We start from the raw sequence: 23,659 nt of genomic DNA on the forward strand, positions 1-23,659 counted from the left end.
TCAGGGCCGCTCCGGCAGGATCACCGTCGCGTCCCACTGATCATGAAGGATGGAGCCGCGGAACAGGGACGGATTGATCTCCTCCGGCGTCTTCCGGAGCCGGCTGGCCTGCTCGTAGGCGTACGCCAGTGGCAGCAGCGTCGGCTCGGCCCATCGGGTGCCGAGGAAGGTGATCGACACCGGTCGCAGGTTCTCTGCCTGGTAGCCGATCGGCACGCTCACCGACGGATAGCCGGCCCGGGCACCGACCCCGACCGTCGCCGAACACGAGACGATCGCGACAAGATCATGATCATCCAGAACCGAGTCGATCCTGTTCTGCGTCTCCCGGATGCCCTGGTCCCGCAGCTTCTCGTACGCCTCCAGTTGTTCCGGGTCGGACAGGTCGACCGCAGCGCCCTGGTCGAATCGGGCCTGGCCGAATTTCCGGCCCTGCGGGTGATCAATGTTGTATTGCCGGATCTGGGCGAAGCTCTTGATCGGTGCGTCCTCAGGGAGCCGGGCCAGGTAGGCATTCAGGTCCCGCTGGAACTCCAGCGCCAGGATCCCGTCGGCCTCGGTGTCGCCGACGGTCACCTTGATCAACTCCGCTCCCAGCGTGCGGAGCACCTCCAGAGCATCGGCATACAAGCGCTGGTCGTCCTCGACGTAGCCGAGCCGTACGCCGTCCAGCGCGTTGGAGGAGAGCCCGGACACAAGATCGACACCGACCAGCGGATTGTCGGCCGTCGCCGGATCCTCCGGGTCGATGCCGATGATCGCGGACAGCAGCACAGCGGCGTCGTAGACGGTCTTGGTCATCGGTCCGGCGGTGTCCTGGGACGCGGAGATCGGGATGATCCCGGTCCGGCTCACCGCGCCGACGGTCGGCTTGATCCCGACGACCGAATTCGCCTGCGCCGGGCTCAGGATCGAGCCGGACGTCTCGCTGCCGATCGTCAGTGGAGCCAGTCCGGCTGCTGCAGCCACGCCCGAGCCCGAGCTCGACCCGCTCGGAGTCTGGCTGGCGTCGTACGGATTGATCACCTGGCCACCGAGCGAGCTGTAGCCGGACGGCATGTTGTCGGCGGTGAAGTTGGCGTACTCGGTCAGGTTGGCCTTGCCGAGGATGACCGCCCCGGCCTGGCGCAGTCGGGTGATGATCGGCGCATCGGCGACCGGGTAGGAATTCGCCAGTGCGATGGAACCGGCGGTGGTCGGCATCCCCGCGACGTCAATGTTGTCCTTGATCAACACCGGGATGCCGTGCAGCGGACCGCGGAGCTCGCCGAGTGCACGCTGCCGGTCGAGCAGCTCGGCCTCAAGGTAGACGTCGGGGTTGATCGATCGGATGGCGTTCAGGTGCGGGCCGCCGATGCTGATGGCCTCGATGCGCTCCAGGTACGCGACGACGAGGTCGACCGAGGTGAAGCGCCCGGCCGCGAGTCCGGCCGTGAGCTCTGGAGCGCCGGCGGTGGCGAGGTCGGGGATCCGGGGCCGATCAACCATGGTGGTCTCCCTGGTGTTGATGATCTTGACGCGACCCTAGGGTGCTCGCCGTGGATTGTCCACAACGAGTGCCGCCGGTCACACTCACATGGTATTTCTGGATCGTGTCCGACTACTTCGACCTCGGCGACTACAGCCGCCAGGTGTCCACCGGCTCGGCCGAGGCGCAGGCGTGGTTCGACCGCGGACTGATCTGGACGTACGCCTTCAACCACGAGGAGGCTGCGGTCTGCTTCCGCAAGGCGCTTGAGGCCGATCCCGAGTTGGCGATCGCCTGGTGGGGGCTCGCGTACGCCCTGGGCCCGAATTACAACAAGCCGTGGGAGGCGTTCGATGCCGACGAGCTCGGCAGCACGGTCGACCAGGTGTTCGCGGCGACCTCCCGGGCCGCCGAACTGCCGGGTGCCGGCGATGTCGAGGCCGCGCTGATCGGCGCGATCCACGCCCGTTATCCCGCCGCCGATCCGGCCGATGATCTTGGCGTCTGGAACGCCGACTACGCGGAGGCGATGGGGCAGGTCTATGACCGATTCCCTGATGATCTCGATGTTGCCGCGCTCTACGCCGATGCCCTGATGAATCTGACTCCGTGGGCGCTGTGGGACGTCTTCACCGGCGAGCCGGCACCGGGTGCCGGGACGCTCAGAGCGAAGCAGGTGCTCGACCGGGCCCTGGCCTCCCCGGGCGGTCGCAAGCACCCGGGGCTACTGCACTTCTTCATCCACCTGATGGAGATGTCGGGATCGCCGGAGGCGGCGCTGCCGATTGCGGATGATCTTCGTGGACTGGTTCCCGACGGGGGCCATCTGGAACACATGCCCACCCACCTCGACGTGCTCGTCGGTGACTACCGCCGAGTGATCACTTCCAACGACACCGCGATCCGGGCCGATGCCCGTTACGTCGAGCGCGCCGGCGCGATGAACTTCTACACGCTCTACCGTTGCCACAACCTGCACTTCCGCTTGTACGGTGCGCTTTTCCTCGGCGCCAGTGGGGTCGCGTTCGAGACGGCGGACCTGATCGATCGTGCTGTTCCCGAGGAGCTGCTGCGGGTCCAGTCACCGCCGATGGCCGACTGGCTGGAGAGCTTCGTCGCCATGCGGGTGCACGTGCTGGTGCGATTCGGCCGCTGGGCCGAGGTCCTGCAGCTGCCGCTCCCCGATGATCAGCAGCTGTACTGCACCACCACCGCCATGCTGCACTACGCCCGCGGGCTTGCCTTCGCGATCACCGATGATCATGATCGAGCTGCGACCGAGCGGCGGCTCTTCGAGGAGGTGGCGGCTCGAGTGCCGCAGAGCCGCACGCTGTTCAACAACACCTGCCAGGACATCCTCGCCGTCGCGGGCTCGATGCTGGATGGTGAGCTGGCCTACCGGTCCGGCAATGTCGAGGAGGGTTTCGCCGCGCTGCGGCGGGCCGTCGAACTGGACGACAATCTGCCCTACGACGAACCGTGGGGCTGGATGCAGCCCACCCGCCACGCCTACGGCGCGCTGCTCCTGGAGCAAGGCAGGCTCGAGGAGGCGGAGGCGGTCTACCGCGCCGACCTCGGTCTCGACCCGACCGTGCCGCGGTCGCAGCACCATCCCAACAACGTCTGGTCACTGCACGGCTACCACGAATGCCTGATGCGGCTGGGCAAGGCCGACAGCGCTGCGATCATCGACCAGCAGCTCACCCTCGCACTGGCCCATGCCGATGTACCGATCGAGTCATCGTGCTTCTGCCGGCTCGACGTCTCCGACCATCGCTGCCACTGACGTGATCAGTGCAGCTGCACCGTCGGCGTCGCTCCGCGCCACTCCAGATTGATCAAGTAGGTCGGCCGGACCAGCCCGGGCTGATGGGTCACCGTGTTGAAGGCGACAAGATCACCGAGGATCGAGGCCCCTCCGGGACCGACGACGGTGCCGCCCATAGCGGCGGTCGACATCAACGGCTCACTGCCACGCGTTCACAGCCCGTCTTGGCCCAGGCGCCGAGGGTCGGCATCCCCTCGCTGATCGCGCTCCAGCTGCCGTATGGGTCGGTGGCCGAGCACGCCGGCAGGTTGACGCCTCCGGTGTTGGTCGAATACAGCTAGTACTTCCCGTTTGCGTGCAGCAGTCCGGAATCGGGGAAGTCGCGGTCGATGGCGAGATAGGGCTGGGGAATCGGCGTGGCCTCCGCTGTCAGGGCACTGCTGGTCGGCGCAGCCACCGACAGGACGGCGGCGCCGAGGCCGAGGGTCAGGCGGGACATCGATGTCTCCTGGTCGGACCGGAACGGGATTGTTCGCGTCCCCCGGCCGGAGGTCGCGAATCTACCTGCTAAGAATGTCGACGTGGATTCCTGATCGAGCCGGATTTGGGGTCGAATCTGAATCCAGGATGACGTTTCTAGCACTGTGAGATTGAGGACCCCTGATGCGCGCAGCATTTCTGCCCGGCGGCCGGAAGGTCGATCTGCAGGAGATCGACGACCCCAGGCCCGGCCACGGCCAGGTCGTCGTGGCGATGCGGGCCTCGACGATCTGTGGCAGCGACCTGCGGGCCATCTATCGCGAGCACCTCGGCGAGGGGCCGGAGGCCTACCAGGACGTGGCGGGCGGGCACGAGCCGGCCGGCCGGGTGATCGAGATCGGCGAGGGCGTTGACCGGATCAAGGTCGGCGACCGGGTCGTCGTCTACCACATCAGCGGCTGCGGCCAATGTGACGACTGCCGCCGCGGCTATCAGATCAGCTGCACCTCACCCAAGCGGGCCGCGTACGGCTGGCAGCGCAACGGTGGCCATGCGGATCTGTTGCTGGCCGAGGAACGCGACCTGCTGGTGCTGCCGGACGAGCTGACCTTCGTGGACGGCGCCTGTGTTGCCTGCGGCTTCGGGACCGCGTACGAGGCGCTGTGTCGGCTCGATGTGTCCGGTCGCGACCGGTTGCTGGTGGTGGGGCTGGGCGCGGTCGGCAATGCGGCCGGCCTGATGGCGAAGGCGATGGGAGCGTCGACTGTGGTCGGTGTCGATGTCAGCCCGGAGCGACGGCAGTTGGCTGTTGATCTTGGTGCGGTCGACATCGCGGTTGCTGCCGGCGACGATGATCAACTCGACGAGATCCTGGGGGACGGCGCCGAGGCGGCGATGGACTGCTCCGGCAACGGCATCGGCCAGCTCGCCGCACTCCGGCACACCCGCCGCTGGGGGCGTACGGCGCTGGTCGGTGAGGGCGGTCAGCTGAGTGTCGACGTCAGCGAGGTGATCATCCACCGGCAGCTGACCGTCCACGGCTCCTGGGTCACCTCAACCGTCCGGATGGCCGAGTTGCTGGAGAATCTCGTTCGCTGGGGTCTGCATCCCGACACGGTGGTCAGCGACACTTTCCCGTTGGAACGTGCCGCCGAGGCGTACGAGATCGCCGACGCCGGAGCCAGCGGCAAGATCGGGATCGTCTGGCCCGATAGTGCCGAACTAGCACCCAGCGGTCAGTCGGATTTCAGCTGACTGAATACGGGCGCCGTCTTGGTGCTCAGTCGGTCCCGCTTGTGCTGCCACGGATGACCAGGTTGTGATCGATCACTACCTTCTCTCCGGGACCGGTGCGGCGGCCGGCGATCCGGTCGGCCAAGAGATCGATTGCAGTGGTGCCGATCTGGGCCTTGTCAGGGGACACGGTCGAAAGGCCTGGAATCGAGTATTCGCCCTCTTCGATGTCGTCGAATCCGATGACGGCGACGTCGTCGGGAACTCGGAGTCCTAGCCGGTGGAGTTCTTTCATGGCACCAAGTGCGAGTAGATCGTTGTAGCAGAACAAGCCGTCGGGCCGCCGCGCGTTCTGTTGCCAGAGTCGCTGTACTGCGTCCGCGCCGTAGCTGCGGTGATACCGCCGGGCCTTGACGATGAAGTTGTCATCGACCGCGACTCCGCGGTCGCGATGGGCCTCGAGATATCCCTGGGTGCGTAGGCTCGCGGTCCGGCTCTTCTGGTCGCCAATGGCAGCAATCCGGGTCCGGCCGAGATCGAGTAGATGGTTTGTCGCATCTTTGGCGGCGGCTGCGCTGTCGATGGTGACGTGATCGTGGAGTTCGCCGACAAGGTGTTCGCCGAGCAGAACGATCGGAACCTTCTGGTCGGCGATGTCCTCGGGAGTCAGACCGAGTGAACTGACGATGATTCCGTCGAACAGACCGGTCCGCGCGAGATCGTCCAGCATCTCGCGCTCGCGCGCGGCGTGTCCGTCCGTCTGGTCGAGCATGAGGATGTAGCCGCGTTCGCGCGCGGCGTGGATGACGATCCTGACGAGCTCGGAGAAATACGGCACGTCGAGCTCGGGAACCATCATCGCCAGGACTTGTGTCCGGCCTTTGCGGAGGCCTTGCGCGAGCAGGTTCGGGCGGTAGCCGAGGTCGTCCATCGCTTGACGGACCTTGGCCTCGGTGTCGGGCGCGATCCGTACGGTCCTCGACAGCACGTAGTAGACCGTCCGCAACGACACCCCTGACCGGGTGGCGACGTCTCTCAGGGTGGCGGGCACTGGTCCAGCGTCGCACACAGTGGTGGCGCGAGCATAAGTCGTGGGCACGGTCGCATGCGGTTTGCACGAGTGTCTTGCACTCGACTGCAACTCACTATATGTTGACCCGAGATGTAGAGGCGCATCAGATTCGGAGGACGACGAAGTGCTCGATCGACTGATTTCTCGTCGGCGTTTCATGGCCGCGGCTGGGGGAGCGGTCGCTGCGCCGATGGTGGTCTGCTCGTTGCCGGCCTCAGCAACCCCTCTCGGCACTCGGGGGTCCGGCTCACACCCCTCCGATTCGCGGTCCGCCGATTCACAGCCGGCGAAGGTCGAGGGTCTTGTCGTCGATCCGCGCGGGTTGCCGGTGAGTGGCGCTGCCGTGCACGCTGCACTCTCAACTGCTTTCGTGCTGACCGACTCGCTGGGGCGCTTCACCCTTACCGATATTCCGGCCGCGGCGCGTACGGTCCACGCGGCGAAGGAGGCGTTTCGGTTCAGCAGTGTGTCCCTGGCCGAGACGGTTCGGATCGTCATATCCCCGGATGACCCGTCGCAGCTGCCACGTCCGGAATATCCCCGTCCGGATCTCGACCGCCGTCCATTCACCGACGGCGCGTGGGCGTGCCTCAACGGAACCTGGTCCTTCGACCCCGATCCCAAGGGCATCGGGGAGACCGAGGGCTGGTTCGATCCGTCCCATCAGTTCGGTCAGGCCATCCGCCTTCCGTTCCCGGTGCAGTCACTCGCCTCGATCGGCGAGGAGGACAGGGCCACGGACGGGATGTGGGTCGATCAGTTCGCGGGCAGCAACGGCCTGTTCTGGTACCGGCGGTCGTTCACGGTCCCGGAGTCGTTTGCCGGGCGCAACACCCGGCTGCGGATCGGCGCCGTCAACTGGTCGGCCACGGTGTGGCTCGACGGCATCAAGATGGCCACTGATCTGGGATCCGGCTACTCCGAGGTCCTTGTTGATCTTGGCCGCCTTGCCGCTGGCAGCACGCACACGCTGGCGATCAAGGTCTTCACACCACCCGGGAATCACACCGCTCCCTACCCGATGGGGAAGCAGATGGGCTGGTTCTCGGCGATGGGCGGCATTTGGCAGTCGGTGTGGATCGAGCCTGTCGACGCCGTCCGACTGAGTGAGGTCCGTGCCGTCCCCAAGCTCACGTTCGCGGGATCGACGACTACGGTGATCGCAGCCTCCTTTCAGGTCGCTGCAACGATCACAGGCACCGACAGTGCGGCGGTGACCGCCAGACTGATCGGTCCGGACGGCGATCATGTTCTGTCCGCGAGTCTGCCTGTCACTGACGGCAGCGTCTCAGCGGTGCTTGATGTCCCCGACCCCAAGCTGTGGGCGCCCGAGTCTCCGCAGCTCTACCGACTGCTGCTCGGCGTGGACGCGGCTGACGATGGCACCGACGGGGCCGCGCTGTACCTCGGCCTAAGAGAGTTCCGGCGAGACTGGGCTCCGGGCCACGGTCCGGACGACACCGCAGACGTCCATGATCAATACCAGCACTTCTACTTGAACAATCGTCCCTACTTCGTTCGCGCCGTTCTCGATCAGGGCTACACGCCGTGGGGCATCTACACCTATCCAGGGGTGAACACCGGACCTGACTTCCGCACCGGCACTGACACGCATCCGCAACCAGGCTCGATCCGGCATGACGTGGCCGCCATCAAACAGCTCGGCTTCAACACCACGCGCATGCACGTCAAGATCAATGACCCGTGGTACTACCACCTCTGCGACCAACTCGGATTGCTCGTCTGGTACGACATGCCGAACAACCCCTACAACGCGCTGGGCGACGACGCGCACGCGAACTGGGAGAAGAACACCCGCGCCGCGATCGCGCGTGACGCGAACCATCCATCGATCGTGACTTGGGTCACCTTCAACGAAGGCTGGGGCATCGGTGGTGGCGGGGCGCTCGATCCGGACCAGTACAGCTGGGTGCTGGCCATGGTCGCGATGATCCGCGACCTCGATCCGAACCGCCTGGTGGTCGACAACTCACCGGTGCTTGTTCAGGGCCATCTCGGCGGCGACATCAACGACTTCCACTGGTACAGCGGCATCCGGGAGCAATGGAAGACGATGCTCGACCAGCAGTCGTCTCAGGTGTATCCCGGGTCCACCTGGAACTTCCTCGACTCGAAGGCCCAGTCTGGCCAGCCGTGGATGAACGCGGAATTCGGCAACGGACCTGACAAGTTCGTCATGCATGTCGGACTGTTCCGGTCGTACGCGAAGATGTCCGGTTACGTCTACACCGAAATCGCGGCAGAGGAACACGAACGCGGGCTGCCGTTCACGTACTGCCGGCTGCCAACGGAAACCGGCTACCTCGATCACACGGGAGCGTTGCGCGGGATTGAGTTGTTCAACACCGACGATGTCGTCTGCCTCGACAGTGACCCGGGAATCCAGCTGGCGCCGGGCTCGCCCCTGAGCGTCCCGGTCTCGATCAGCCACTTCTCCAGCAGGGACCTCAGCGCCGCCCGACTGCGATGGCAGGTGGTTGGTACGGATGCAGCCGGGCGAGAGAAGAAGACCACCGTCGGCGGATCGAGAGTCGTCAACGCCGAACCTTTCACGGTGACGGAGGTGGGTTCGGTCACGATCGCCGCACCAAAGGACCTGCGGGTCGCTCGACTCTACGTGTGGCTTGAGGACCACGGGGAGTCGATCGCCGAGAGCCAGATCGTCGTGGACCAGTCCAGTGTCGGCACGTCCATCCAGCTCACCGGCGCAACGCTCTTCGACGTCGCCAAACCCTCGGATGCCTCCTGGTCAGGCGGCACCGTAGGGATCATCGACGAAGCAGGGACGACCGGAACCTACACGGGTGTGGGATTCGGCTGGTCGGAGTACCAGGTCGACGTGCCGGCCAACTGCCGGACGGGCCGCGACGCGTCGCTCATCTGTGAGCTGGCGACCTATGCCGATATGACGACCGAACTCGCGGGACAGAGCCAAGAACTCGTCAAGAACGCCGGGACCGGAATGACTACCTGCAAGTCCTCACCACATCCTGCAACGATCGCCGTGAGCGTCGACGGGGTCGTCGCGGGGTCGATCCACATTCCCGATGACCCGGCTGATGCCCGCGGTCGCGTGGGAAGCTGGCGGGCGCCCGGGCAGATCCGTTACGGATATCCGGTTTCGGTACGCATTCCAGGGCGATACCTTTCCGGCAAGCAGCAGGTCACTCTGCGACTCGCGAGCCTGGCAGGACTGTCCCTCTTCGGCCCGGGCACAGGCCGATACGGGATCGACGCTCAGCTGGTCCCGGCTATGCAACTCGCGATTCCCAAGACGATCAGGCCTGGCCAGCTGCCGACCTTCGCCCTGCGTCCCACGATCACGATCGCCGCGCCGGACCTCTCTACGGGTGCCGCAGGCGTCGCGGTCGTCTCCATCGCCAACCCGACCGTCCACACGATGAGCGCCGTGCAGGTATCACTCATCTCGGCTAACGGCGGGACGTCGACCGCGCTGGACGCTCCGATGTTGAGCAAGCTCAAACCGGGCGCGTCCGCCCAGATCCGCTTTTCCGTTGACGCCGGGCCTGTTGGCGTTGCACAGATGCTCCAGCTGACTGCGATTGTCGATGCCACCGTCGGCTCACGGCGGGTGACGAACCGGATCGATGCCGGAGCTCAGGTCGGGGGAGCAGTCGATCTCGATCAGTTCCCGACTGTCGATGTCGATGACGACTTCGCCACCGACACTAGCGCCAACTATGACCTCTGGCTCCCCGTTCCCGCGACGGAGACCATGCCCGCCACGTCCTCCGGAGGCGGTGAACTGGCGGCAACGAAGTCCAGCGCGTTCTACGTTCTCGCCGCGAACAAGGCGGCGGCGTCGGGCAAGCAGACGCTGACGACGATCGATATCAAACAGTTCATCGTCCCCCGCGTGAAACAAGATGTCTTCTTCGTCGGGCTCGCCAAGGACGCAGGTGACTACGTGCTCGCCTGGATGGGCTATCAGCTGGCGTCGTGCGGCATCGACATCCGGGTCGGCGGGACCCTCACCGCGCTTACCTTCCCCAATCCACCTATCGCCGTCCCCGGAGACGAAATGGCGCTTATGACTGTCGGAAATGACGTGTCCCTGTGGCTGAACCACGATGATGCGTGGACCCCCATCGCCGGAACCGATGTGAGCCACCTGGTCAATCTCGCGGACTCCACCGTGATTTCGCAGTATCGCCACGCCGTGGGGTTCCGTGGCCAAGGCGGAACGCTTGCGGTCTCGCACTTGATCGGTCGGTCCGGATAAGCAACGGCGGTGGAACCGCAACCCGATGCCGCGCAGGCAGGAGTCATCCGGGACCTGTGTGCGCAGCAGAGGTCAGTCCTCGTTTGAACAAAGTTGATCATGGAGGGTCACAGTGAGCAGATTTCCCCGTCGGGCCATCCTCGGGATGGCAGCTGTTGGCGGGCTCGCAGCCGCGACCGGCTGCAGCTCGTCCGGAGGCACCACCGCGACAGCAGGCAAACCCATGCAGTGGTGGGACAACTTCCTTGCCCTGCAAAGCCTGCACAAGAAGATGATCGCCGACTTCGCCACAGCGAATGCTGTGCAGATCACCTACCAGTACCAGAGCAATGCCTCCATGGGGCAGGCGCTGCAGTTAGCCAAGCGCAGCAACCAGCAACCCGACATCAGCACGACGACCGGGCTCGGTGTGCCGGTCCCACAGCTCATCGACGACGGCTGGTTCCAGCCGATGGATCTGCCAGCCGACGTCAAGCAGCGCCTGAGTGGGGATCTCTACGACGGAATCAACATGTTCGACGGCAAGGTCTACTCTTTCCCGCTGTTCGCCTTCCGGCAACACAACTCGTCGCTCTTCTACAACAGTGACATGTTGAGCAAGCTCGACATCGCTCCGCCGACCACATTCGACGAGTTCAGGACGGCGTGCACCAAGGCCAAGAAGCTGGGGGACAACGTGGCCGGCTGGGTCGCAGGTCTCAACGCCCCGTCCAACCCGTATTCCGGTGTCCTCGAGGGTCTTGCGCAAGCGGCCGGCTTCCCTGGCTACCTCGGGCTGGAGTTCGCAACCGGGACGTACAACTACAGCCACGAAGCGTACATCGCGGTATTCGAGCTATTCGAAGGGATCGTCAAGGACAAGGCAGCCTTTTCCGGTGCGACGACCACCCTCGGTGACCCGTCCCGCGGCCGTTGGGTGGCAGGCGCGGGCGTGTTCTTCTTCGACGGGCCATGGCAGGTCGGTGCACTCAAGCAGAACTACCCCCAGTTCCTCTCCAAGGCGAAACTCGCCGGGAAGGTTGCCGGGCTCATGACGTTGGAGGCCGGACAGACCGCAGTCAACTACCGTCCCCCATCCAATGCGACGCTCTTCCTCGCCAAATCCAGTGCTCACACGAAGTTGGCCGACAAACTGCTCGCGGAGTTCACGACCGACAGCTACTACAAGGGTGTGGCGGGCGCGATGGACCAGCCACCCCGCGACCTCACGGTGGTTGCGAAGTCGCCCGACGCAGCCCCGCTGTACAAGGAACTCTGCGCCGGATATCTCAAGCAGGTGTACTCCTCACCATCGGCCAACATCAAGAACCCGGAGGTCTACAAGGTGGCCGCCCAGACCAAGCCGATCACCAACCAAGTCGGGGATATCTTCCGCAGCATGGTGGCAGACGAAAGTTACAACTGGCGCAAGGCCTTGACAACGCTGACGAGCCAGTCCAACCAGGGACTCGACAGCGCCATCGCTGCAGCCAAGAAGGCGGGCGCGAAGGTATCGCGAGACGACTACGTCTTCGGTAACTGGAATCCGGCCGCCGATTACACCCGAGCGATGTACAAGAGCGCCTGACCGAGACTGACCGACGGACTCTCAAAGGCCCACACAACCTTCGAAAAGGAATGCATACATGTCAGCCGTGACGGCGCGACCCGCGTCGCCCAGAGTCCGCTCAACCCGGCGTCGCCGGATCCGGAGAACAGAGCTCTTCGCATACTTGTTCCTGCTGCCGACGGTTGTGCTGTACGGCGTATTCACGGTGTATCCGATCATCGGATCGTACTGGTACTCATTCCTTGATTGGAATGGCTTCGACACCGTCAGAACCTGGATAGGCCTTGGAAACTACGTCGAGATCCTTCATGACCCGCAGTTCTGGAACTCGTTCAAGATCACCGTCCTCTTCACCGTCGTGACAGTGCCGGCCAAAGTGATCCTCAGCTTCCTGGCGGCGATGTTGCTCAACTCACCACGGATGCCGTGGCGCGGGTTCTTCCGGACCGCGCTCTTCCTTCCCGTGGTCACCACGACGGCGATCGTCGGCGTCGTGATGCAATTCATCTTCGACCCGGCGAGCGGACCGATCAACCTCATCATGCTCAAGCTGGGGATCGTCAGCCAAGGCATCAACTTCCTCGGCAGCCCGAGGACGGCACTGTGGACGGTCGGGGGAGTCTATGTCTGGAAATGGTTCGGTCAGACGCTGATCTACTGGCTTGCCGCCTTACAGACCGTCCCACCTGACACCTACGAGGCCGCGGCAATCGACGGCGCATCATCAATCCGGATTACTCGGCACATCACACTGCCGCTCCTGCGACCCTTCGCAGTGATCATCACGCTGCTCAGCCTCGAGGAGGCGCTGCACGTCTTCGATCTCATGCTCACCATGACGGGCGGCGGTCCGTCGCAGTCAACGCAGATCATGGAGCTCTACATCTACAACACTGCTTTCGCGGCGACGGTTCCGCGGCTCGGCTACGCATCTGCAGCTGCGGTGCTCTTCGGGCTTTTCGTCTGCGCGATCGGGGTCATCCAACTCGTGGGGATCCGTACAGCTCAGCGAGCGAGGACAGGACGATGAGCCAGACTTCACAGCCACTCCCCGCGAGACCGGCATCATCGACGATCCGACGTCAACGAGGTCGCTGGCTGCGGCGGCTTCCGATGTACTTCGCGGCACTGATCATGCTGGCGATCGTCATGGCATGGGTGTACCCGTTCTTGTGGATGGTCTCAGCGGCGCTCAAGGATCCGGTCGAAGTGTTCAGCGCGGGACTCGATCTCATCCCCCGTTCACCGCAGTGGCACAACTTCGTCCGCGCATGGAATGACGCCAACTTCGGCAGATACCTACTCAACACGGTCCTCGTCACCGTGTTCACTGTTGTCATCGTGCTGGTCCGCTGCGCGATGGCCGGATACGTCCTCGCCCGCTATCGCTTCTACGGCAGGAAGATCATCCTGGGGGTGCTGATCGGGACACTGTTCGTGCCGACCGGCTACACCATCATCCCCGTCGTCGACATCGCCACCAGGCTTCACCTGCTGAACTCGATCGCCGGCATGGTCGTCGCCCTTTCGGGGGGTGCCAACGTGGCTTCGATCCTGTTGTACATGGGCTATTTCAACCAGATCCCCAAGGAGTTGGAAGAGGCGGCGACCATGGACGGCGCCGGCTTCTTCCGCACCTTCTTCCGCGTGATGCTCCCGCTCGCTGGGCCGGTGACCGCAACGGTGGCGTTGATGACCTTCCTGGCGACCTGGAATTCGTTCTTCCTGCCGTTGGTCTTCACCTTCTCCCGGCCCGACCTTAGGACGGTCTCGGTCGGCATGCTCGCCTTCATCGGGGAGAACTCGACCGATTGGTCGGGCATGGCCGCCGCAGCGACGATCTCATTGCTGCCGGTGATGATCTTGTTCATTCTGTTACAACGCTATTTCGTCGAGGGTATCGCTGGAGCCGTCAAGTCATGATCAACTACCCACCCCACGTCGGCATGTCTCGGACCGCCCCGGCTGGAGACCGGTCCGGAAGCACGCCCCGGCCGAACATCCTGCTCATCTGCACCGATCAGCAACGGTTCGACGCACTCGGCGCGTCGGGCAATCCCGAGATCAGCACGCCGAACCTCGACCGCCTTGCCGGGCAGAGCGCGACGTTCACCCACTGCTACGTACAGTCGTCGGTGTGCGCGCCATCGCGGGCGTCGCTCATGTCCGGCCAGTATGTCCACAATCATGGCTTGTGGGCTAATGGCGTGGGCCTGCCCGCGGGAACACGGCTGCTGCCCGAAGTCGTATCAGCCGTCGGCTACGACTGCGGGCTGGTGGGGAAGTGGCATCTGGACGCGTGCTTCGGGCCACGGACAGAGCCCCAGCCCGAGGGGATCCGGGTCTGGAGATGGTCGCACGCGCCATACTGGGGAAGCAGCGAGAACGCCTACCACCGTTGGCTTGCGGCCGCGTATCCGGACATCTACGACCGACTGCGCGCGGGCCGGCACGCCACGCGTACGGCGGGGGTCGCGGGGGACAGTTTCGACGTGCTGCCCACCGAGGCACACTACTCGCATTGGGTCGGCAACGAAGCCATCAGCTTCCTCCGCAGCGACCGACTCACCGACCGCCCCTTCTTCTTCATCGCCAACTTCTTCGACCCACATCACTCCTTCGGGGCGCCCAAGGAGTACATCGACCGATACCGGGCCGACGAACTGAGCCGACCGCGAACCGTGCCCGGTGAGCTGGCGACGAAGCCGCCGATCATGGCCGAGGCTTCCCGGGAGTCCTACGCGGGGCACGCGCCCGGCTACGTCTCGTACTCGGGTGATGACCTGCAGAACATCAAGGCGAACTATTACGCAATGGTCAGCCTGGTCGACGACGAGGTGGGCAGGATCCTCGATGCACTGGACGCGACAGGACTGGCCGGCAACACGGTGGTCATCTTCACCTCCGACCATGGAGAGATGCTGGGAGATCATCAGCTGATGCTCAAGGGCCCGTTCATGTACGACTGCGCGCTGCGGGTCCCCCTTCTGATCCGGTGGCCAGGTGTCATTCCCGCCGGCCGCCGAATCGACGAGCTCGTGGAATGGATCGACCTGACCTCGACGATCCTTGAAATCAGCGGCGCCAGTCTGCCCCGCAGCCAGGGCGCGAGTCTGCTCCCGCTTGCCAAAGGGGACACCAATGATCATCGAGGCTGGGTGCTGTCGGAGTACCGCAACTCGGGTCACCCCTACGACCCTGCAGTGCACGTGACGATGCTCCGAGCCGGCGACAGCAAGATCATTTGGCATCACGGACCCCCGAGCTCGGGACGCGAGCGGACCGGCGAGCTCTACGACCTGTCCGAAGATCCCCACGAGCTGAGCAATCTGTGGGGCGACCCCAATCACGCCCAACTTCAGCGCGACCTCACCGCGCTGCTGTTGGACACACTGGTCGCGACAGAAGACCGATCACAACCCCGAAAGGCCCACTGGTGAACCAGCAGCCCAGCGCATCCACCGACACGCTTGCTCCCAACCCCCAACTGCAGCGAACCGAGTGGATCGACCTGACTGGCGAGTGGAGTTTCGCCTACGACGACGAGGATCGAGGTCGGTCACAAGGTTGGGCGGATGCCACACATCGATTCGACCGGACGATCGTGGTGCCTTTTCCGCCGGAGTCGGAGTTGTCCGGTATCAACGATCCCGGGTACCACCGCATCTTGTGGTACTCACGTACGATCCATGCCGTCGCCCGTGATCGGCGACGGCTGATTCTTCATTTCGGGGCGGTCGACTACCGCTGCAGCGTGTACATCGACGGCATGCATGCCGCAGACCATGTCGGAGGCATGACTTCATTTGCGGTCGACATCACCGATGCACTCACCGGCCGGATCGAAGATCATGTGATCACGCTCCGGGTGGAGGACGATCCCCACGACCTCTCCCAGCCCCGCGGCAAGCAGGACTGGAGGGCGGCACCGGAAGGCATCTTCTACAACCGTACGTCCGGAATCTGGCAGCCTGTATGGCTCGAGTGGGTGCCGGATGTCCACCTGACTGGGCTCGGATGGTCCACTGATCTGGTACGAGGCTGTGTCGCGGCCGAGCTGGAGCTGTCGGCCGAACCCGCCGTTGGGACTACGATCACCATCGGGTTGCGCCGACCCGACGGAAGCACACTCAGCTGGGTTACGGTCGGCGCCACCGCGCGGACGCAGACCGTCGTCATCGACCTCGGCGCATTGCATGAGCGGATGGCGACCGAACGCTTGCTGTGGACACCGGAGCGGCCGACCCTCATCGACGCCGACATCGAGGTCACTCACGGGACAGACAGCGACCGCGTGTCGAGCTATCTCGGCCTCCGTTCGATCGAGGTGCGCGACGGGCAACTGATGCTCAACGGCCGGCCCTACTTCCTGCGCATGGTGCTGGAACAGGGCTACTGGCCACAATCGCAGCTGGCCGCTCCGGATCCCGCGGCTCTACGCACGGAAGTCGAGCTGATCAAGGAACTCGGATTCAACGCTGCCAGAATCCATCAGAAGGTCGAGGACCCGCGTTTCCTGTACTGGTGCGACCGGCTCGGCCTTGCGGTCTGGGGTGAGATGGCCAACGCCTTTGCCTACTCGGCACGATCGTGCGAACTCTTGCTCCATGAATGGCCTGCGGTTCTCCGGCGCGACCGATCGCATCCTTCCATCCTTGGCTGGGTCCCCATCAATGAGAGCTGGGGAGTGACCGAGATCTCCGAACATCCGGCACAGCAGGATTTCGCGACCGCGATGTACTACCTGACGAAGGCGATCGACCCGACCCGACCGGCAATGTCGAACGAAGGATGGGAGCACACTGAATCGGATATCTGGGGCATCCACGACTACACCCCTTCAGGGGACGGCATCAGGGCTCGGTACAGCGACCAAGCCTTGCCGCGCACCCTGACCGACCGAGGCCCCGGCCGACGCCGGATCTTGGTGGGTGACCGCGAAAACCGTGGACAGGCGGTCATGATCACCGAGTTCGGCGGGCTCTCATACGCACCCGAGGTCGGCCAGCACTGGTTCGGATACTCGACCGTCACCAGCGAAGCTGAATACCTGGATCGATTCGAGGACCTTGTTACGGCGATCACCGAGCAGCCGGCGCTGATGGGATTCTGCTACACCCAGCTCACCGACACGCTGCAGGAGAACAACGGCCTGCTGCACGCCGACCGCACCCCCAAACTTCCCGTCGAGCGCATCCGGGCGGTGGTCACGACACCGGCCAAGGCGATACCGGCCGAGGAAGTAGACAGCTACCGTCGTGCAGCCCAGGAACGCCGGCTTCATGGTCCTGCTGGCGCCTAGTCCCGCCGGGGCAATGACTACCGCGCCTGCCGACATCCGATCACGGCAGCGTTGTGTCGATCATCGCACCGGCGATCGCCGCCTCAAGATCGCGTTGGATTTCGGCAGTCCGCGCCAGTCCGGAGATGTCGGTGAGTTCGTCAGGATCTTCAGCCAGATCGAACAGCTCGGTCCATCTGCCTTGGCGGGCATGGATAGTGACGAGTTTGTACCGCCCGTCGGTGACCACCGTCATCCCCTCGGCCTCGCTAAACACCAGTTCATGACCGCGCTTTCCCCCGAGCAGGTCGATCCCGTCGACCTGGGGGCCCGGGTCGCCACCCGCAGCGCACACCATCGTTGGGAAGAGGTCGACAAGACTGACCAGGTCATCGCTCCTCGATGCAGTGACGCCCGGGCTGCGAACCAGCAGCGGGACCCGCATGACGTCGGTGTAGAAGCAATGCCCTTTACCCCACATCCCGTGGTTGCCGAGCATCTCGCCGTGATCGGGCGTGAAGATGATCATCACGTCATCGCCGAAGCGTTCGGAGAGCGCAGTCCTGATTCTCCCGATCTGATCATCGATGAGCGCGACGTTGGCGAAGTAGTGGTGGCGGAGACGCTGCCAGTACTCAGGGATGTATCGATCATTGCTACCGCTCTCGATCCAACTGGCATCTGCCCCGTGCAGACTGCGATAGTGGATCCGCTGCGGATCTTCCAACTCGCCGAAGACCCGAGGCGCTCCCATGGCCTGGAGGTCGACCCGGTCGAGGTACTCCTCGGGCGGGTCGAAGGGAAAGTGTGGCCCGCTGATGGAGATCCAGAAGAACTGGGGCACGGTCGGGTCGGAGGCCGCGATGCGCTCACAAGCCTTGCGACCGACCCAGGCATCGGGATGCCACTCCGACGGGCCAGGGAAGGTGAAGACCTTCGCCGACTCCTTGTCCCAGACGGCCCGCCGATAGGCCTCCAGATGCCCGGCCCGATCAAGCTCCTCGGCGTAGTCGTCTCGGAACCATACCGACACCTGCTTGTCGTCCTGAAGATCAAGATCATCGATGCCGAGACTGAGGTAATAGTCTCGGAACTCGTCGTAGGGTTGGGTCTGGTCCGGACGCGTGCTGGCATAGGGAACCGGTGCGTAGTGGCACTTCCCGACATGCGTGACGTGGTAGCCGAGCGAGCTCATCGTGTTGTACAGGTTCGGGGCGTCAGGAGACAATCGCAGATCGCGGAAATTGCTGTACGCACGGTGATTCCGCGGGTAGCGGCCGGTCATGATCGTCGATCGGCTCGGCATGCAGTACGGGCTTGCCGTCATTGCCTGATTGAAAACGGTCGACTCAGCCGCCAGCGCATCGAGGTGAGGCGTCGCTACGGCCTGCTGGCCGTAGCATCCGAGCGCATCGGCGCGGAGTTGGTCGGTAGTGATCAAGACGATGGCAAGACGAGTCATGGCTCTGTTCTACAACGTTGTAACGTCTATGTAAAGCATGACTTTCACTTTGTCAGAAGGGATTCCGCTGATGTCTGATCCAAGATCACCGAATGTTCTGGTGATCATGAGCGATGAACAGAGCTGGAACACGATGGGGTGCACCGGGAACCCTGCGGCAAGAACGCCGCACCTTGACGAGCTCGCCGGATCCGGCAGTTGCTTCAACGGGTTCTACACCCCTTTCCCGTTGTGTTGTCCGTCGCGTTCTAGCCTGATGACCGGCCTCATGCCGCGACACCACGATGTGCTCGGAAACTGGCGCGGAATTCGTCCGGATCTCCGGACGGCCGGCATTGGATCGTGGTTCAGCGAGGCCGGCTACCACAGCTTCTACGTGGGAAAGTGGCACGTGCCCGGAACGGACCCTACGACGATGGGCTTCTCCGACACCGCGGCGATCCCCGCCGTGATCGAGGGGAAGGACCGCGGCCGTTACATCGAGGACTATCGGGACTTCGCCAGCGCGGCCGGATACGAACTCCTTCCCGGATCGCTGGAGAACCTCACCGCGGCTGATCAGCTCGCGCTTCGCGATCCACGATCTCCCCATCGAGCGACGGCTGCGATCAGTCGCGCCGACTACCTCGAGACGTGGCAGACGGGACAGTTCGCCCAGGTGCTGGATCGCACCCCGGACGATCAGCCCTGGTTCGGGATCTGTTCATACAACGCGCCGCACTTCCCGCTGCTCCCGCCTGCCCCCTTCGACACGCTGATCGACAGATCACAGATCACCCTCCCGCCAAGCTGGGCCACGGGATACGAGTCGCTCCCGCCACAGGTCAAGAGGAGCCACTTCGCGCGCGACTTCGCCGATCTCGACGAGGACGGCTGGCGCGACGCGATCGCCCACTATCTCGGACTCGTCGCCCTGGTCGATGACCAGGTCGGGGCCATCGTGGATCTGCTGCGTAGTCGCGGCGAGCTCGATCGAACGATCATCGTCTTCACCTCAGATCACGGCGACATGATGGGGGCCCACCGGCTCATGGAGAAGGGACATCTGCTGCACTACGAGGAAGCCGTGCACATCCCGCTGATCATCCGCCATCCCGACGCCGGCCAATCCACGTGCGATGGTCTGGTCAGCATGGTCGATCTCGCGCCGACGCTACTCGAGTTGGCCGGGGTGACAGTACCCGGCGGCCTGGACGGCCGAAGCTTCGCCGATGCCGTGGGTGGGACGACCCGGACACTGCGCGAGTTCGTCACGGCAGAGACCCTGCTGTGGAACCATGATTCCGAGAACGCGCACGGAGAACACAAGGATCCGTCGACGTTCTCCCTTGTTGAGGATGAAATTAACCTGTCCATCCGGAATCCGACCCACCGCTACATCTACCGGTCCCAGGGGCACGACGAGCTCTTCGACTTGATCGCCGATCCCGCAGAGACTGTGAACCTCGCGTCCACCCAGAAGATGCTGGTCGCGGGGTGTCGGCAGACGTTGGCTGATGAAGTCTGCGACGTCTTCCCCGAAGTAGCCGACACGCTCCGCGCTCCTGCGGCCCTGTAGAACGAGACATTCGGTGGAATCTCGGCGCTCGTTTTCCGATCCTCACAACGCAACGGTGGGCCATGGCTAGGCAATCGAGGCGGCTCATCAGCCCGCTCGATCCGCTCCTGCGGTGGGACGGCTGCATATCGGTCGAGTCGCGCCACGGAGCCGCCCGGGGCTGGCGGTTGCCGCATGATCGAATCCGGCTCTTCGGTCCGGATGATCTTCGACACCGAGCCGCCATGCAGGCTGGCGTGAGGGTCTGCTTTGCTACGGACTCCGATCACATCGGTGGGCAGCTGATCGTGGATTCCGCGGCTGACATCGCATATGTCGTCGACATCGTTGCTGCGGGTGTGGTGCACAGCTGTCCTGTCGACGCCGAAGGTCGATTCGGGATTGACGGCATCGCCGACGCGGGGCGACAGCCTGCGGACGTGGAGGTGTGGCTTCCTCAGTTCGGCTTGATCTGGCTCGCCGAGCTCTACGTCGACAGCGACGCCGTCCTTGCCGGGGCGGCGCCGGTTGCGCATCCCGCACTCGTCTGTTACGGCAGCTCGATCACACAATGCCGAGGTGCGACCTCGCCGACCGCGACGTGGCCGGCGCGGGTTGCCCGAGAACTGAGCCTCGACCTCCGCTGCCTCGGCTTCGGCGGACAATGCCACCTCGACCCGCTGATAGCGCACACGATCGGCGACATGGCCGCCGACATCATCGTTCTCTGTGTCGGGATCAACATCTATGCGGCGGGCTCGTTCTCGGCCCGAAGCCTGGGCCCGGCGCTGATGGGATTCGTCTCCACGATCCGCGAGCGGCATCCAGAGGCGCCCATTGCACTGATGACGCCGATCATCTATCCACAAGGGGAAAAGACACCCAATCAGGTAGGCATGACGCTGGAGGACGTCCGAGATGTGATCACGGAGGCGGCGCACACCATGCTCGAGTTCGGAGACAGCAGACTCAGCCTCATCGCTGGTCCCTCGATCTTCCGGCCCGCAGACGAGTACCTGCTAGCCGACGGTTTGCACCCGAGCGGTGCAGGCTACGATCTCATGGCCGCGCGGCTTTCGCCCGTTTTGAAGGACCTGCTTCAGTGATCACGAGTGGGTCAGTGACACCGCCCGCATCGCTGCCGGCGGCTGGCAGTCCAGAGTTCTCTCGATAGATCATCGCAGCAACCTGGGCGGCGACCCGGACGAAAGACGCCACGGCTGGCGAGCGGGAGACGGCCGGCCAGGCGACGGTCAGGGTGGACGGGCCCAGGTCCTCAACCGCGCGATAGGCGATGCCCGGGCGAATGTGCCGTTGAGCCACAGACAGCGGTGCGAAGAAGACGGTCTCGCCCAGCTCGGCCAGATTCAAGATCATCGCCAGGTCGACGCCCGGCCGGTCCGTGCGCCGGTGCGCGGGCGGCGGTGCGGCTTCGCCCAGCTCGGCCGGTGATCCGTCGGGCAGCAGCCGTCCGGCGAGGTCGGCGAGTCGCAACCGGGAATTGCGGGCGAGTGGATCGGTCGCCGCCACGGCCAGCAGTCGCGGTTCGGTGAGCAACGGCTCCCAATCCACTCCGGAATCGTCGTAGGGCAGCGGCAGGATCGCGACGTCCGCACGGCCGTCGTGCAGCGCGGGCACCTGTGCCCCTCTGGTCCCGAAGAGCAGATCGACCGGCAGCGCCTCGGCTTCGGCCTTGTACGCCTCCAGGATCGACGGCAGCAGTCCGGCGTCGAAGTCGGCCTTGATCGCGACCCGCAGCAACGGCTGGTCGCTGCCGACGTTGCGCGCTCGCCGGGCGGCGGCACTGACCGCGTCCAGCGCGACTCTGGCGTCGCGCAGCAGCGTCTCACCTGCAGGCGTGACGGTCACCTGCCGGGTCGTACGCTGCAGCAACTCCACGCCGAGTTGGCGTTCCAGCTCCCGGATCGCCCGCGACAGCGGGGGCTGGGCGATCCCCAGCCGCTCGGCCGCCCGTCCGAAGTGCCGCTCCTCGGCGACTGCGACGAAATAGCGCAGCTGACGTACGTCCGGATCACTCATACCGCCAGAGTATCAATCCGTGCCGAATCGGTCTTTCCCTTCACCCACCCGGTGGCCGCACCATCGAGGCGTACCAAGATCACCGAGGAGACAGAGAACATGATCGTTGTCACCGCACCGACCGGGAAGATCGGCGGCCAACTACTTGATCACCTGCTGCAGGCCGACGCCGAGATCCGGGTGATCGCCCGGCATCCGGAGAAGCTCGACCCGGCAGTCCGCGAGCGCGTCGAGATCGTCACCGGTTCGCACGGCGACCCCGAGGTCGTCCGTAAGGCCTTCGTCGGCGCCGACGCGGTCTTCTGGCTGTTGCTCGTCGATCCACAGGCCAGCAGCGTCGAGTCAGGGTTCGTCGACTTCACCAAGCCCGCTGCCGAGGCGATCCGCGAGCACGGCGTCGCCCGGGTCGTCAGTATCTCCGGCCTCGGCCGCGGGACGGCGTACGAGAAGCGGGCCGGCATCGTCACCGGTTCGCTGGCGATGGACGATGTGCTCGCCGGGTCCGGTGCGCACCTGCGGTCGCTGATGATGCCGGGCTTCATGGACAACCTGCTGTGGCAGACGGAGTTGATCAAGAACCAGGGCTTCTTCGGCGATCCGCAGCCGGGTGATCTCCGACTGCCACGCGTCGCCACCCGCGACATCGCAGCCGTTGCAGCCGACCTGTTGCTCGATCTGGAGTGGACCGGTATCGCCGAGGTGCCGGTTTTGGGCCCGGAAGACCTGTCCCAGAACGAGATGGCGGCGATCATGTCGGAGGTGCTCGGCCGAAGGATCGAGTATCGGCAGATCTCGTACGACGACTACCGGGCGATGATGGCGCAAGGTCGTTCCGAGCCGATCGCCGAAGGCATGGTCGAGATGGCGATCGCGAAGGCGGAAGGGCTTGATCAAGGAGCGGCCCGTACGTCGCAGAACAGCACGCCGACGAGTTTCCGGCAGTGGTGCGAGGAGGTTCTCAAGCCTGCTGTGGGATGAGCCGGGATGCGGAGATTCAGGGCCGGCGACGATGCTCCTCCCAGCGCTGCATCAGCCCCTCGAACTCGCCGGTGACGAACTGGATGAAGTCGGCGGCGTCGGCCAGTCGTCGTCCGGCCTCGGTCTCGGCCCCGAGCGTCCTGACGCCCGCATTGAGGATGTCCACCCAGCGGATCATGGTCGGGATCTGGCCGGTCACCGACTGCGGGATCACGTCCTTGTCGACCGTGTAGACCTCGCGGCGGCCGCCGGGCTGGTGTCGCCGGTGCACCATGTGCACCGTGGTGAGATAGCGGATCGCACCGGACACCGCAGCCGGGCTGATCTTGAGCCGCTGCGACAGCTCGGCCGAGGTCAGCGCGCCGGAATCCTCGGCCATCAGGCACACCAGCACCCGGGCCGGCATCCGCGGGATGCCGGACAGCACCATGAAACCGGCGAACTCCTCGATCCACTGCGAGACCCGCTCGTCGTCAGTCCCGGCAGGAGTGCCGGTGGGCGGGTCGGTGGCAGTCACAGTGTGATCG

General features: G+C 64.5%; 18 protein-coding genes. 11 read left to right on the forward strand and 7 right to left on the reverse strand.

Going from position 1 to position 23,659, the window contains the following annotated elements; translation table 11 throughout:
• A complete protein-coding gene (locus IEY07_RS15250) occupies positions 1-1,488 on the reverse strand; it encodes an amidase family protein (protein ID WP_188896245.1) in 1,488 nt (495 codons plus the stop codon).
• 104 nt (positions 1,489-1,592) lie between these two features.
• On the opposite strand from IEY07_RS15250, the gene IEY07_RS15255 reads away from it, so the two are divergent.
• A complete protein-coding gene (locus IEY07_RS15255) occupies positions 1,593-3,254 on the forward strand; it encodes a tetratricopeptide repeat protein (protein ID WP_188896246.1) in 1,662 nt (553 codons plus the stop codon).
• Positions 3,255-3,259: 5 nt separating this feature from the next.
• Here IEY07_RS15255 and IEY07_RS15260 read toward each other — a convergent pair whose 3' ends face one another.
• On the reverse strand, positions 3,260-3,427 hold the full coding sequence (locus tag IEY07_RS15260) for a hypothetical protein (protein ID WP_188896247.1): 168 nt from the start codon (positions 3,425-3,427) through the stop codon (positions 3,260-3,262).
• 146 nt (positions 3,428-3,573) lie between these two features.
• Positions 3,574-3,735: a hypothetical protein gene (locus IEY07_RS15265; RefSeq protein WP_188896248.1), complete on the reverse strand. Its 162-nt coding sequence runs from the start codon at positions 3,733-3,735 to the stop codon at positions 3,574-3,576.
• Between the two features lie 164 nt (positions 3,736-3,899).
• On the opposite strand from IEY07_RS15265, the gene IEY07_RS15270 reads away from it, so the two are divergent.
• Positions 3,900-4,970, forward strand: a complete 1,071-nt coding sequence (locus tag IEY07_RS15270) for a zinc-dependent alcohol dehydrogenase family protein (protein ID WP_188896249.1) — start codon at positions 3,900-3,902, stop codon at positions 4,968-4,970.
• Between the two features lie 25 nt (positions 4,971-4,995).
• Here the strand turns inward: IEY07_RS15270 and IEY07_RS15275 are convergent, their stop codons facing one another.
• Positions 4,996-6,000 (reverse strand): LacI family DNA-binding transcriptional regulator, encoded by a 1,005-nt coding sequence (locus IEY07_RS15275; protein WP_188896250.1) that lies wholly within the window; start codon positions 5,998-6,000, stop codon positions 4,996-4,998.
• Between the two features lie 349 nt (positions 6,001-6,349).
• On the opposite strand from IEY07_RS15275, the gene IEY07_RS15280 reads away from it, so the two are divergent.
• The 6 genes from IEY07_RS15280 (at position 6,350) to IEY07_RS24215 (ending at position 17,136) form a co-directional block, all read left to right on the forward strand.
• The gene (locus IEY07_RS15280) at positions 6,350-10,285 is read left to right on the forward strand and encodes a glycoside hydrolase family 2 protein (RefSeq protein WP_188896251.1); all 3,936 of its coding nucleotides are present in this window, start codon (positions 6,350-6,352) and stop codon (positions 10,283-10,285) included.
• A gap of 112 nt (positions 10,286-10,397) precedes the next feature.
• Entirely contained in the window at positions 10,398-11,852 is a 1,455-nt protein-coding gene (locus IEY07_RS15285; RefSeq protein WP_188896252.1) for an ABC transporter substrate-binding protein, read from the forward strand.
• Between the two features lie 58 nt (positions 11,853-11,910).
• A complete protein-coding gene (locus tag IEY07_RS15290) occupies positions 11,911-12,864 on the forward strand; it encodes a carbohydrate ABC transporter permease (RefSeq protein WP_188896253.1) in 954 nt (317 codons plus the stop codon).
• The gene (locus IEY07_RS15295) at positions 12,861-13,757 is read left to right on the forward strand and encodes a carbohydrate ABC transporter permease (RefSeq protein ID WP_229670151.1); all 897 of its coding nucleotides are present in this window, start codon (positions 12,861-12,863) and stop codon (positions 13,755-13,757) included. The genes IEY07_RS15290 and IEY07_RS15295 overlap by 4 nt, the downstream gene beginning before the upstream one ends.
• Positions 13,754-15,274, forward strand: coding sequence for a sulfatase family protein (locus IEY07_RS15300; protein WP_229670152.1), 1,521 nt, complete (start codon positions 13,754-13,756; stop codon positions 15,272-15,274). The genes IEY07_RS15295 and IEY07_RS15300 overlap by 4 nt, the downstream gene beginning before the upstream one ends.
• Positions 15,275-16,038: 764 nt before the next feature.
• Positions 16,039-17,136, forward strand: coding sequence for a glycoside hydrolase family 2 TIM barrel-domain containing protein (locus tag IEY07_RS24215; RefSeq protein ID WP_229670153.1), 1,098 nt, complete (start codon positions 16,039-16,041; stop codon positions 17,134-17,136).
• A 40-nt stretch (positions 17,137-17,176) separates the two neighbouring features.
• Here IEY07_RS24215 and IEY07_RS15310 read toward each other — a convergent pair whose 3' ends face one another.
• Positions 17,177-18,577, reverse strand: coding sequence for a sulfatase family protein (locus IEY07_RS15310; protein WP_188896256.1), 1,401 nt, complete (start codon positions 18,575-18,577; stop codon positions 17,177-17,179).
• Between the two features lie 70 nt (positions 18,578-18,647).
• Between IEY07_RS15310 and IEY07_RS15315 the strand changes: the two genes are divergently transcribed.
• Together IEY07_RS15315 and IEY07_RS15320 are read left to right on the forward strand one after the other, a co-directional pair.
• Positions 18,648-20,135 carry a sulfatase-like hydrolase/transferase gene (locus IEY07_RS15315; RefSeq protein ID WP_188896257.1) on the forward strand — a complete coding sequence of 496 codons (1,488 nt, stop codon included), beginning with the start codon at positions 18,648-18,650 and terminating at the stop codon, positions 20,133-20,135.
• Positions 20,136-20,197: 62 nt separating this feature from the next.
• Positions 20,198-21,220 carry an SGNH/GDSL hydrolase family protein gene (locus IEY07_RS15320; protein ID WP_373288861.1) on the forward strand — a complete coding sequence of 341 codons (1,023 nt, stop codon included), beginning with the start codon at positions 20,198-20,200 and terminating at the stop codon, positions 21,218-21,220.
• On the opposite strand, the gene IEY07_RS15325 is transcribed toward IEY07_RS15320, so the two are convergent.
• Positions 21,174-22,154 carry a LysR family transcriptional regulator gene (locus tag IEY07_RS15325; RefSeq protein WP_188896259.1) on the reverse strand — a complete coding sequence of 327 codons (981 nt, stop codon included), beginning with the start codon at positions 22,152-22,154 and terminating at the stop codon, positions 21,174-21,176. The two genes, IEY07_RS15320 and IEY07_RS15325, sit on opposite strands and share 47 nt — an antisense overlap.
• A 51-nt stretch (positions 22,155-22,205) precedes the next feature.
• Here IEY07_RS15325 and IEY07_RS15330 point away from each other — a divergent pair, with 51 nt between their 5' ends.
• Positions 22,206-23,132 carry an NAD(P)H-binding protein gene (locus tag IEY07_RS15330; RefSeq protein ID WP_229670154.1) on the forward strand — a complete coding sequence of 309 codons (927 nt, stop codon included), beginning with the start codon at positions 22,206-22,208 and terminating at the stop codon, positions 23,130-23,132.
• A 16-nt stretch (positions 23,133-23,148) separates the two neighbouring features.
• Here IEY07_RS15330 and IEY07_RS15335 read toward each other — a convergent pair whose 3' ends face one another.
• The gene (locus tag IEY07_RS15335) at positions 23,149-23,649 is read right to left on the reverse strand and encodes a GbsR/MarR family transcriptional regulator (protein ID WP_188896260.1); all 501 of its coding nucleotides are present in this window, start codon (positions 23,647-23,649) and stop codon (positions 23,149-23,151) included.
• Positions 23,650-23,659: the final 10 nt, after the last annotated feature.

The sequence above is a fragment of the Microlunatus endophyticus genome (assembly GCF_014646195.1).
GTDB lineage: Bacteria > Actinomycetota > Actinomycetes > Propionibacteriales > Propionibacteriaceae > Microlunatus > Microlunatus endophyticus.